5 protein-coding genes are annotated in these 12,670 nt (G+C 70.1%); all 5 read left to right on the forward strand.

The genetic code is table 11. The features are described 5' to 3' along the window. The first annotated feature begins 43 nt into the window (after positions 1 to 43). The 5 genes from AB0M65_RS13385 to AB0M65_RS13405 are packed head-to-tail and all read left to right on the forward strand — an operon-like array spanning position 44 to position 11,997. On the forward strand, positions 44 to 3,082 hold the full coding sequence (locus tag AB0M65_RS13385; protein ID WP_364026163.1) for an amino acid adenylation domain-containing protein: 3,039 nt from the start codon (positions 44 to 46) through the stop codon (positions 3,080 to 3,082). Then, positions 3,079 to 8,514 (forward strand): amino acid adenylation domain-containing protein, encoded by a 5,436-nt coding sequence (locus AB0M65_RS13390; protein WP_364026166.1) that lies wholly within the window; start codon positions 3,079 to 3,081, stop codon positions 8,512 to 8,514. Before AB0M65_RS13385 ends, AB0M65_RS13390 begins: the two co-directional genes overlap by 4 nt. Further along, the gene (locus AB0M65_RS13395) at positions 8,511 to 9,782 is read left to right on the forward strand and encodes an ATP-grasp domain-containing protein (protein ID WP_364026168.1); all 1,272 of its coding nucleotides are present in this window, start codon (positions 8,511 to 8,513) and stop codon (positions 9,780 to 9,782) included. The genes AB0M65_RS13390 and AB0M65_RS13395 overlap by 4 nt, the downstream gene beginning before the upstream one ends. Next, positions 9,779 to 11,056: an ATP-grasp domain-containing protein gene (locus AB0M65_RS13400; RefSeq protein ID WP_364026171.1), complete on the forward strand. Its 1,278-nt coding sequence runs from the start codon at positions 9,779 to 9,781 to the stop codon at positions 11,054 to 11,056. The genes AB0M65_RS13395 and AB0M65_RS13400 overlap by 4 nt, the downstream gene beginning before the upstream one ends. Continuing rightward, complete coding sequence (locus tag AB0M65_RS13405; protein ID WP_364026174.1) at positions 11,053 to 11,997, forward strand: TauD/TfdA family dioxygenase; 945 nt, start codon at positions 11,053 to 11,055, stop codon at positions 11,995 to 11,997. The genes AB0M65_RS13400 and AB0M65_RS13405 overlap by 4 nt, the downstream gene beginning before the upstream one ends. The last annotated feature ends 673 nt before the right edge of the window (positions 11,998 to 12,670 follow it).

The following is a 12,670-nucleotide window of genomic DNA, read 5'->3' on the forward strand; positions in this document are numbered from 1 at the left end:
CACCTTTGCCTTACGCCTCAATAAAGACTGAGAACAGGAAATCATGAGCGACACGAAGGAATGGACGTTCCCGGCCTCGTTCGGGCAGGAGCGGATCTGGCTGTCCGGCCAGCTCGACCCGGCGTCCCCGGTGTACAACCTGCACTGCCGGGCCCGGCTGGACCGCCCGCTGACCGTCGCGCAGTGGCGCACCGCGCTCGGCGTCGTCGTCGGGCGGCACGAGGCGCTGCGCACGTCGTTCCGCATGGACGGCGGCGCGCTCATGCAGGTGGTGCACGCCGAGGTGCCGATCGAGCCCGAGGTGCACGACCTGCGGGACCTGCCGGCCGATGCTCGCGGCGACCGGCTCACCGAACTCGTCGGTGAGGTTTTGGGCGAGGCCATCCCGCTCGACTCGCCGCCGCCGTGGCGGGCCCAGTTATGCCGCATGGCCGACGACGAGTGGTTGCTCACGTTCGTCGTGCACCACACCGTGTTCGACGCCGGCTCGGTGCTGGTGCTGGGGACCGAGCTTGGCGAGGCGTGCGACGCCGTGTTCGAGGGCCGCGAGCCGAAGCTGCCCGAGCTGGCCATCCAGTACCCGGATTACTCGGCTTGGCAGCGCGGGCAGCTCGAAACGTCCCGCGAACAGCTGGACTTCTGGCGGACGCGGCTCGCCGGGCTGCCGCCGGTGCACGGCCTGCCCACCGACCGGCCGCGACCGGCGGAGCTGACGTTCGCCGGTGACCAGGTGGACTTCGCCCTCCCGGACGGATTGATCGACCGGGTCGGCGAGCTGGGCCGGGAGCTGTCGGCGTCGCCGTTCATGGTGCTGCTGGCCGGTTACGCGGCACTTCTGTCGCGACTGTCCAGAGTGGACGACATCGTCGTCGGTGTCCCGTTCGCCGGCCGCGAACTACCCGAGCTGGCCGACCTGATCGGCATGTTCGTCAACCAGCTGGCCGTGCGCGTCGACTGTTCGGGCGCACCCGCGTTCACCGAGCTGGTCGGCCGGGTCCGGACCACGCTGCTGGAGGCGATCGACCACAGCCAGGTGCCGTTCCAGGCGGTCGCCGAGGCGGCCGGGGCCGAGCGCGATCCCGGCGTGCAGGCGCTGTATCAGCTGGGGTTCAACTTCCTGCCCGACTCGGGGCTGGAGCCGGTCCGCTCGGCCACCGCGAAGGACGACATCGCGATCGACCTGACCGCCGTGGACGGCAGGCTCGTCTACCGCACCGACCTGTTCGACCGCGAGACCGCCGTAGCCGTGGCCGAGCGGTACCTGCGGCTGCTGACCGCGGCGCTGGCCGATCCGGCTCGGTCGGTCGCGGATCTGCCACTGCTGTCTGATGCCGAACGTGAACTGGTCCTGACCGGATGGAACCCGGCGGAACTGTCCATTTCGGACGCCGAGACCGTGCCTGCCCGGTTCGAGGCTCAGGTGCGGCGGACCCCGGACGCGCCGGCCGTCGACTTCGGCGGGGTTCGCCTGACGTACGCCGAGCTGAACGCGCGAGCCAACCGCGTCGCACACCGGCTGCGTGAGCTGGGTGCCGGTCCCGGCACCGTCGTCGGCGTGTGTGTGCCGAACTCGGCGGACCTGCTGACCGGCGTGCTCGGGGTGCTGAAGAGCGGCGCGGCCTATGTTCCGCTCGACCCGGCCAACCCGGCCCCGCGGCAAGCGCTGATCCTCGCCGACGCGGGTGTCCCGTTCGTACTGGTCACCGGAGAGTCCACATCGGACACCAAGACACTGGCACTCGACGACCCGGCCGAGTGGTCCGCCGCGGCCACCGAAGACCCGGAACCAGCGGCCGGGCCGGGCGACGTCGCCTACGTGATCTACACGTCGGGCTCGACCGGGAAGCCCAAGGGCGTCGAGGTCGAGCACCGGGCCGTCGGCACGTACCTGGCCTGGGCGCGTGAGGCGTACCCCGGTCTGGCCGGACGGGCGTTGCTGCACACGTCGCCGTCGTTCGACCTCACCGTGACGACGCTGCTCGGCACCCTCACCGCCGGAGGCGCGGTGGTCGACGGCGGTCGCCCGACGTTCGTCAAGGCGACCCCGACGCACCTCGCGGTCCTCGCCGAGGAGCTGTTCCCGACGGGAGAGCTGGTGCTCGGTGGTGAAGCGCTGACCGCCGAGGCCGTCCAGCCGTGGCGGGAGCGGTACCCCGGCACGGTCGTCGTCAACGAGTACGGCCCGACCGAGGCCACGGTCGGCTGCGTCGTGCACCGCATCGAACCCGGTGACGAGCTGCCGTCCGGGCCGGTCCCGATCGGCCGTCCAGTGCCCGGCACCCGCGTGTACGTCCTCGACGAGCGGCGGCGGCCGGTGCCGCCGGGCGTCCCGGGCGAGCTGTACCTCGCCGGATCACAGCTGGCCCGCGGTTACCTCGGGCTGCCGGACTTGACAGCCGGGAAGTTCGTGGAAGGCCCGTCCGGCCGGATGTACGCGACCGGCGACCTCGCCCGCTGGCGCCGCGACGGCACGCTCGATTACCTCGGCCGCACTGACGAGCAAATGAAGCTGCGCGGCTACCGCATAGAGCCCGGCGAGGTCGAAGCGGCACTGCGCGAGCTGCACCAAGTGCGGGACGCGGCCGTGGCGGTGCGCGGCGACACGCTCGTCGGCTATGTCGTCGGCAGCGCCGAGGGAGCGGCCGAGGCCCTGCGGAAGACCTTGCCGGAATACCTGGTGCCGACCCGGTTCGTGACGCTCGACGCGCTGCCGATGGCGGCCAGCGGCAAGCTCGACCGGGCCGCGCTGCCGGATCCCGAACCCGTCGAGGCGACGGTGTACGTCGCACCCCGGACCGCGGCCGAAGAACTCGTCGCCGAGGTGCTCGGCGAGCTGCTCGACATCGGCGACCTCGGCGTGCACGACGACTTCTTCGCCCGTGGCGGCAACTCGCTGCTGGCGATCCGCGGGATGGCCCGGCTCCGCAAACAAATCGAAGTCGACATCCCGGTGCGGGGGCTGTTCTCTTTCACCACCGTCGCCGGGCTCGCCGCCGAGATCGAGCGGCGGCTCGCCGAAGACCTCGACCAGCTCAGTGACGAAGAGGTCCAGCGCCAGCTGGCCGAAGGCGAGCTCTCATGACCACGATCGACGAAACCAGCGGCGCTGCCGCACGCCGCGCCCTGCTCGAACGGCGGCTGCGACGGCGTACGGAGCAGGCCGCGACCATCACGCCGCGCCCAGCCGACGCCGTTGTCCCGCTGTCCTATCAGCAGGAACGTGTCTGGTTCATGGAGCAGTTCGCGCCGGGCAGCGGGTCCTACCACATCCCGGTGCCGATCCGGCTGACCGGCAGGCTCGACGTCGCCGCGCTTCAGTCCGCTTTGGACACCCTTCCGGCGCGGCACGAGGCGCTGCGGATGCGGTTCCCGGCCGGGGACGACGGGCAGCCGACCGTCCACATCGAACCCTCGGTCACGGTCGGCTTGTCCATTGTGGACGTCGGAAGCGAGGAAGCGGCCCGTGCCGCCGTCGATGCCGCCGCGGCCGAGACATTCGACCTGGCCACGGGTCCGCTGCTGCGCGCGACCCTGGCCAGGGTGTCCGACGAGGAGCACCTGCTGGTCCTGTGCACGCATCACATCGTGGGCGACGGCTGGTCGGTCGACCTGCTGCTGCGTGACCTCGCCGCGCAGTACCACGCCTTGAGCACCGGCGGCACGGCCGAGCTGCCCGCGCTGAGCATCGGATACGGCGATTTCGCGCACTGGCAGCGCCGTACGCTCACCGGTGGCGAACTCGACCGGCAGCTGGAGCACTGGCAGGCGCAGCTCACCGGGGTCGAGCCCCTGGAGCTGCCCACCGACCGGCCCCGGCCAGCCAAGCAGAGCTTCGACGGCGCGATCCACGAGTTCTTCGTCGAGCGCGACCTCGCCCGTGCTCTCGGCGAGCTGAGCCGCGGGCACGGAGTCACGCTCTTCATGACCCTGCTGGCCGCCTACCAGGTGCTGCTGGCGCGATACTCGGGCCAGGAGGACTTCGCGATCGGCTCGTCGTCGGCCGGACGCGGCCTGCCCGAGCTGGAGGGCGTGGCAGGCATGTTCATCAACATGCTGCCCCTGCGTGCCCGGCTGGCGGACGACCCGACGTTCGCCGAGCTGCTCGAACGCACCCGGCGGCACGTGCTGGACGCGTTCGACCACGCCGACGTCCCGTTCGAGCGGCTGGTGAACGCGCTCGGCGTGCCCCGCGACGTCAGCCGCTCGCCGGTGTTCCAGGCGATGTTCGTGCTGCAGAACTACGAGATGGGCCGGATGGGCGCGGCCGGAGAGTCCGATGTGGACTTCCGCTGGCTGCCGATGGATCTGCCCGCGACCCGGTTCGACTTCGAGTTCCACGCGATCGAGGTCGAAAGCGGGCTGATCGGCAAGTTCGTGCACAACACGGCGTTGTTCACCGCGGACACGGTCGAGGGGATGGCCGGGCGGCTGGTCACGCTGCTGCGTTCGATCGTCACCGATCCGGACCGGCGACTGTCCGAACTGGACATTCTCGACGCCGCGCAGCGCGAACTCGTCCTGGAGCGCTGGAACGCCACGACGGCCGAGTTCCCGCAGACCACACTGCATACGCTCGTCGAGGAGCAGGCCGCCCGGACGCCGGACGCACCCGCGGTGACCTTCCGCGGCACGTCGCTGACCTATCGCGAACTGGACGAGCGGGCCAACCGGCTCGCGCACCGGCTGCGTGGCCTCGGCGTCGGGCCGGGCGTGCTCACCGGTGTGTTCGCGGAGCGGTCGTTCGAGCTGGTCGTCGCGCTCCTCGGCGTGCTGAAAGCCGGTGGCGCGTACGTTCCGCTCGACCCGGAGTACCCGGCCGACCGGCTGGCGTTCATGCTGCGGGACGCGGCCGCACCCGTCGTCGTGACGCAGGCTGCGTTGCGCGAAACGCTGGGTTTCCAAAGTGACGCGACCGTCGTTGTCCTGGACGACCTTGCCGAGACGGCCGGGCAGCCGGGCACCCCACCCGAGCCGCTCGCCGGACCGGACGACCCGGCGTACGTCATCTACACCTCGGGCTCGACCGGGCAGCCGAAAGGCGTGCCCAACGGTCACCGCGGCATCGTCAACCGGCTCGACTGGATGCAGCGCGCGTACCGCCTCGACGGCACCGATTCGGTGCTGCAGAAGACCCCGGCCGGTTTCGACGTGTCGGTCTGGGAGTTCTTCTGGCCGTTGAGCACCGGCGCGCGGCTCGTGCTCGCCGAACCCGGCGGCCACAAGGACGCCGCGTACCTGCGTGAGCTGCTCGCGTCCGAAGGCATCACCACCGCGCACTTCGTGCCGTCGATGCTCACGCTTTTCCTTGCCGAACAAGGAGTCGAGACCTGCACGGCGCTGCGGCGGGTCGTGTGCAGTGGTGAGGAGCTGCCGCTCGACGCCGCCCGCGAGTTCACCCGGCGGCTGCCGGACTGCGAGCTGCACAACCTCTACGGCCCGACCGAAGCCGCCATCGACGTCACCTCCTGGCAGTGCACGCCCGCCGCACTCGCCGAGGTCGCGTCGGTACCGATCGGGGCGCCGATCCAGAACATCCGGATCTACGTCCTCGACCGCGCCGGGCGGCCCTGCCCGGTCGGCGTGCCCGGCGAACTGCACATCGCCGGCGTCGGCCTCGCCCTCGGGTACCACAACCGCCCGGAGCTGACGGCCGAGCGGTTCGTGCCCGACCCGTTCCACAGTGGACGGATGTACCGCACCGGTGACCTCGCGCACTGGCGCCCGGACGGGACGATCGCGTTCCTCGGCCGGATCGACGACCAGGTCAAGCTGCGCGGCCTGCGTATCGAGCTCGGGGAGATCGAGACGACTTTGCGCGCCCAGCCGGGGGTGCGCGACGCCGCCGTGATCGTCCGCGAGGACACACCGGGAGACAAGCGGCTGGTCGGGTACATCGTCGGCGACGCCGAGCCCGGCACACTGCGGACGGCGCTCAAGCAGAGCCTCCCGGACTACATGGTCCCACCGTCGTTCGTCCCGCTCGACGGGCTGCCGCTCACCCCGAACGGCAAGCTCGACCGCAAGGCACTGCCCGCTCCGGTCGCGTCCCGGGACGCGACCAAGGAGCTGGTCGCGCCGTCGACCCCGGCCGAGATCCTGCTGGCCGAGATCTGGCGGGACGTGCTCAAAGTGGACGAACTGGGCGTCGACGACGACTTCTTCGACCTGGGTGGCCACTCGATGCTGGCCACCCAGGTGGTGGCGCGGATCGGCAAGGCGGGTGCGGGCCAGGTCGGCGTCATGGACCTGTTCCAGCACCGCACGATCCGCGAGCTGGCGTCCTTTATGGACGGTGACACCGGCGACCGGCCGCGCCACCTGCTGTACGAGCTGACCAAACCGACGACACAGCGGACGCTGACGTATGTCTGCTTCCCGTACGGCGGTGGCAGCGCGATCGTCTACCAGCCGCTGGCCGACGCGCTCCCGGAGGGCCACTCGCTCTACTCGGTCGCCATCCCCGGCCACGACGTCGGACTGACCGAAGAGGCCTTGCCCTTCGACGACCTGGTCGAGCGGCTGGCCGACGAGATCCTCGATCGCGTCGACGGCCCGCTGGCCATCTACGGCCACTGCGGTGTCGGCAACGCACTCGCCGTCGGCGTCTCCCGGCTGCTCGAAGAACGCGGCCGCGAGCTGGAGGTCGTCTACATCGGCGCGATCTTCCCGTTCGCCCGCATGAAGGGTGCGGTGGGCACGCTGCGCACCCGGCTGGAGAAGCTGCGCAGCAACCGGTACTACTCGAACTGGCTCAAAGGCATGGGCGTCGACACCGACGACCTCGACCCGGCGCAGGCCGACCGGATCATCACGAACATGCGCGCCGACAGCCGCGCCGCCGAGGAGTACTTCAGCGGCCTGCTCGACGCCCGCGTGGCCAAGCTACGCGCGCCGATCGTGTCGGTGGTCGGCTCCGAGGACCCGGTCACCGACTACTACTCCGAGCGGTACCGGGAATGGGAGTTCCTCACCGACACCACCGCGCTCGTGGTGCTGGACCGGGCCGGGCACTTTTTCCTGCGCTACCGGGCCGCCGAACTCGCGGAGATCGTCACGCGTGTGCATCCGGCGTTGGACGATCCCGGCGAGCTCGACGTCCGGGCCCGCGGCGAAGACGCGGCCTGGGCGGTGCACGAGACCCATCGGGCAGAAGTGGACGAAAAACCCGCGGTGCGGCCGAGTATGGCCCGGTTCCTCACGATCACGGTCGGGCAACTGGTGTCCTCGACCGGCTCGGCGCTGACGTCGTTCGCGGTGCCGATCTGGCTCTACACCCGCACGGGCTCAGTTGCCGACCTCGGCCTGCTGTGGGCACTCGCGCTGCTGTTCGGCGTGCTCGTCCTGCCGGTGGCAGGCGCACTGGTCGACCGCGGTGACCGGCGGCGGATCATGATCGCGGCCAGCGGGGTCGCCGGTGGGATCCAGCTGGTACTGGCGTTGCTGCTGATCACCGGGCATGTCCAGCTATGGCTGTTCTACGTGCTGATCCCGCTAGGGTCGGTGGCCGCATCGTTTCAGCGCATCGCCTACCAATCGTCGGTGGCGCAGCTGGTGCCGAAGCAATACCTCGGTCACGCGATGGGCCTCGCGCAGCTGTCCACCGGTTTCGCCCAGCTGCTGATGCCGGTGCTCGCGGCCGGACTGCTGGCGACGATCCAGCTGTCCGGCATCCTGATCCTGGACATGGTGAGCTACGTGTTCGCGATCGTGGGCCTGCTGTTGGTGCGGTTCCCGGATCTGCTGGGCTGGCGCCCGCGCGAACCGCTGCTGACGGCGATCGCGGGCGGGCTGCGGTATTCGTGGAACCACCGCGGCTTCCGCACGATGCTGCTGTACTTCGCGCTGGCGAATGTCTTCCTCGCACCCGCGCTGGTGCTGGTCTCGCCGCTCGTGCTGTCGTTCGGCTCGGTCACCGACGTCGCACAGGTGGCGCTGGCCGAGGCCCTCGGCGCGGTGGCGGGCGGGATCGGGATGGCGCTGTGGGGCGGCCCGCGGCATCGGCGGATGGTCGGCGTGCTGGTCGGGAACATCGGCATCGCGCTCGGCAGCCTGGTGATGGGCCTGCGGCCGTCGCTGATCGTCGTCGCGGCCGGCGTGTTCGTCCTGGCCGCCGCGATGTCCGTGTCGCAGGGCATTTACGCCACGCTGGTGCAGGTCAAGGTGCCGCAGCGGTTCCACGGCCGGGTGTTCGCGATCAACCAGACGATCACGTGGTCGACGCTGCCGATCGGGTTCGCCGTGCTGGCACCGCTGGCCGTCGGCTGGTTCTCGCCGCTGCTGGCGCCGGGTGGCGCACTGGCCGGGTCGGCAGGCGCCGTGCTCGGCACCGGCGAGACCCGGGGTATCGGGCTGGCCTATGTCGTCTTCGCGCTGATCCTGCTGCTGATCAACGTGGGCGGGTTCTCGCTGCGGCTGCTGCGCCGGTTCGACACCGAGGTGCCCGATTCACTGCCCGACGACCTCGTCGGGGCGCAGGAACGGGAGCGCAAGCTCGCCGGGAAGGAAGCCGCATGAGTACGGCAGTGCTGGTCAGGGAGGCCCGCGGGCACTGGGTCGGTGAGGTCGCGCCGTCGATGCGGGCGGCCGGGCATCGCGTGGTGCTGCTCGCTCCGCCGATGGACGCGGCCGAGCGGGCCGTGCTGGACGGCGTGGTGGATGACGTCGTCGCCCTCGACGACATCCACGACCCGGAAGCCGTCGCGGCGAAGGTCCGGGAGATCGACGGCGGCGCGTTGGCCGGGATCTTCACCGGCTCGGACGGCGCCATCGCGAGCACCGCCCGCGCCGCGGAGCTGCTCGGGGTGGCGCGCTGCCCGGCGTCGGTGTTCGCCTTGTGCGCGAACAAGTTCGCGGTCCGGGAGGCCCTCGCCGAGGCCGGGCTGCCCGGGCCCGCACACGCCCTGATCTCGTCGGCCGCCGAGGCGGCGCCGGTCGCTTCGGCGGTCGGGCTCCCGGCGATCGTCAAACCGGTCAACGGGGCGGGCAGTAATCTTGTCCGCACGGTGTCCACTGTGGACGAATTGGTGGCCGCGTACGAGCTGCTGGCCGTGCGACTGCCCGAGTCCGCGGATCCGCGCTACCACCGCCGGTTGGGGACACTGGATCCTTCGACGACGTTCCTCGTCGAAGGGTTCCTGAGCGGCCCGGAGTACGCGGTGGACGTGCTGGTCCGCGGTGGGGTTGCCGAGCCGGTCGAAATGCTCGACAAGCCGCTGATCGACGAACGGAAGTTCGAGCTGGCGCTGTCGTGCCCGCCCGCCGGGCTCACCGGCGACCGGGCCGAGCTGGTCACCGCGGCGGCGGTCGCCGCGGTCCGCGCACTGGGTCTCGACAACACCTGCGCCCACGTCGAACTGATTGACGACGTAGACCGCGGCCCGACGATCGTCGAGGTCAACGCGGGAAGGCCTGCCGGATCGATCATGCCGCTGCTCGCGAAGCTGCGCACCGGCATCGACGTGTTCGCCGAGCTGGCGGCGCTCGCGGTTGGCGCTCCGCCGCCGGTGCGGGAACCCGCGAAACTGCCGATCCCGCTGGGCATGCTGATCCTCTACGCGGCCGGTTCGGGCCGGTTGAGAAGTATCGGCGGGCTCGACGAGATCGCCGAGCTGCCCGAGGTGATCGACGTCGTCACCACCGTCTCGCCGGGGCAGGTGCTCACCGACGAACAGGAGACCTACGCGGTCAACCTCGTCGTGGCCGGGTTCGCCGATCACGACGAGCTCGCCGCCCTGCACGCGGAGGCGAGCAAGCTCGTCCGGCTGGAACTGGAGGACGTGTGAACACCGCGTTCGTGGTCAGGGAGACCGCGGGGCAGTGGATCGCCGACGTCGTGGCCGCCGTGCACGCGACCGGGCTGCGGGCCGAGCTGGTCACCCAGCCACTGGAACCGGCCGAGCAGGCACAGCTGACGGAACTGGTGGACGGCTTCGTCGTCGTCGACGACGTCCGTGACGCCGAAGCCGTGGCCGAGGCGATCCGGGCGCGGACCGCCCGTCCGGCCGGGGTGATGACCGCCGCCGAGGGAATCATCGCGAGCGTCGCCCGTGCGGCCGAACTGCTCGGCGTCGCGCGCTGCCCGGCGTCGGTGTTCACCGTGACGCACAACAAGTTCGCGGTCCGGCAGGTGCTGGCCGCGGCCGGGTTGCCGGGGCCGCGCTGCGCGCTGATCTCGTCGGCCGCCGAGGCGGCGTCTGTGGCTTCGGCGGTCGGGCTCCCGGCGATCGTCAAGCCGGTGAACGGCGCGGCGAGCAATCTCGTGCGCACGGTGTCCACTGTGGACGAACTGGCGGCCACGTACCGGCTGCTGGCCGAGCGGTTGCCGCTGTCGGAGGACGCCCGCTACCACCGGCTCATCGATGGCGGGCCGTCGCCGATCGACCCGGTCAAGGTGTTCCTCGTGGAAGGCATGCTGCGCGGCCCGGAGTACGCGGTCGACGTCCTGGTACGCGACGGTGTCGCCGAGCCGGTGGCTGTGGTGGAAAAGCCGCTGATCGACGAGCGCAAATTCGAACTGGGCATGGTCTGCCCGCCGCTCGAACTGTCCGAAAAGGACACCGGACGGCTGTTCGCGGCGGCGACGGCCGCCGCGCTCGCGCTGGGCCTGGACAACACCTGCGCGCACGTGGAGCTGATCGACGACGCCGAGCTGGGCCCGGTGATCGTCGAGGTGAACGCGGGTCGCCCGGCAGGCGGTGCCCAGCCGGTGCTGCTGAAGCTCGCGACCGGCATCGATGTCATCGCCGAGGCCGTGTCGCTGGCACTGGGCACACCACCGCCCGCGCGCGGTGTGGGCCTGCCGGTGCCGGTGGGCTACCTGATCTTCTACGCAGAGGGCACCGGACGGCTGGTCCGTGTCGACGGCACCGACGAGGTCGCCGATCTGCCCGAGGTCCTGGACGTCGTCACGATCGTGCGCCCCGGTCAACTGCTCACCGGCGACCAGGAGATCTACGCGGTGAACGTGATCGCCGCCGGGTTCGCCGACACCGAAGACCTCGCCTCGCTGCACGCCGAGGCCACCAAACTGATTCGATTCGAACTGGAGGAGTCATGACCGCCGAACTCGCGGCGAACCTCGACAGCGCCCAGCACGTCGAGGGCAACGAACACACGAAGCTCACCGTCTACGCGGCCACGGGCCTGGACTGGGTGCGCGCGCACCGCGAAGCACTGCAGGACCGGCTGCGTGAGCACGGCGCGATCCTGCTGCGCGGGATGCCTGCCGACCTGGCGCTGTTCAACCAGGTCACCGAGGAGATCGGCGGCTCGCTGCTGACGTACACGGAACGGTCGACGCCGCGGTCGGCGGTCTCGGGCAACATCTACACCTCGACGGAGTACCCGCCTGCCGAGTCGATCCCGATGCACAACGAGAACTCGTACTCGGCGCACTGGCCCGCCCGCCTGTTCTTCCTGTGCGACACGGCGGCCGAAACCGGCGGCGCGACGCCGATCGCCGACAGCCGCGCGATGTACCGCCTGCTGCCGGCGGACCTGCGCGAGCGGTTCGCGGACGGCGTCACCTACACACGGGCGTTCCGCGAAGGCCTCGGGCTGACCTGGCAGGATGCTTTCCAGACCGACGACCGCCAGGCGGTTGCGGACTATTGCACCAGCAACGGGCAGACGTACGAGTGGACCGACGAGGGCCTGCGCACGCGGCACGTGCGTCCGTCCTTTGTCGCGGAACCGCACACCGGCGCGACGGTGTGGTTCAACCAGGCCAACCTGTTCCACGTCTCGAGCCTGGGGGAGGAGGTCAGCGAGGCGCTGCTGGAGCTGTACCCCGAGGAGGACCTGCCCCGCAACGCGTCCTTCGCCGACGGCTCGCCGATCCCGCAGACGGACCTGGCCACGATCAAGGAGACGTACGACGCGGTCAGCTACGCGTTCCCGTGGCAGCCGGGCGACATCATGGTGATCAACAACATGTTGATGGCCCACGGACGCGAGCCGTTCACGGGCAAGCGGCGGACCCTGGTCGCGATGACGTGACCTGGCTCGGGCTTCGACCACGTCGTTGGCGACCTCAACGGTCACGGCTGACGGGCGTGGCAGGGGTGACTGAGGTGGCGCCGGTACAGGAGGTCGTGAGTGATTTGGGTCGTTCTAACGAAAGATGTTTCAGGTACCTACGGCGGGTGAGCCGGGTAGCGGCCGGTCCTTGAAGGACTCCTGGAGGGACCCAGAGTCCTTCAAAGTTCCCCTCACCCGTTCCGGAAGGCCATCACGAGCCCCCGCAGCACCACCAGTCACCACGGTGGCGCGTGAAGGACTCCTTCCCTCGGCTCAGCCGAAGAAACTCGACCTTCACACCTTCCCCAAGTACATGAAGGCCCCCTTCCTTGCGCTAGGCGTAGGGCCCCGGCAAAGTCGCGATCTTGAGGTCAGGTGGCTGTTGGTCGCTGTGTGAGGCTGCCGCTGAGGTTCCTGGAAGTAATGAAGGCCTCCTTCCTTGCGCTAGGCGCAAGGAAGGAGGCCTTCATGTACTTGACACTCCCAGAACCTGGCACACCCCCCAACCCTTGCAGGCACCAGCGATGCCAAGTCCGCACTACCAAGAACAACACTGACCAGCAGCTCCACGACTTTGCCGGGACCCTGGGCTCAGCGAAGGGAAGGAGGCCTTTACGGCTTGGGCCCAGATGGCTTGCCGGGCGCCTCTCGT

The sequence above is a fragment of the Amycolatopsis sp. NPDC051071 genome (assembly GCF_040682875.1).
GTDB lineage: Bacteria > Actinomycetota > Actinomycetes > Mycobacteriales > Pseudonocardiaceae > Amycolatopsis.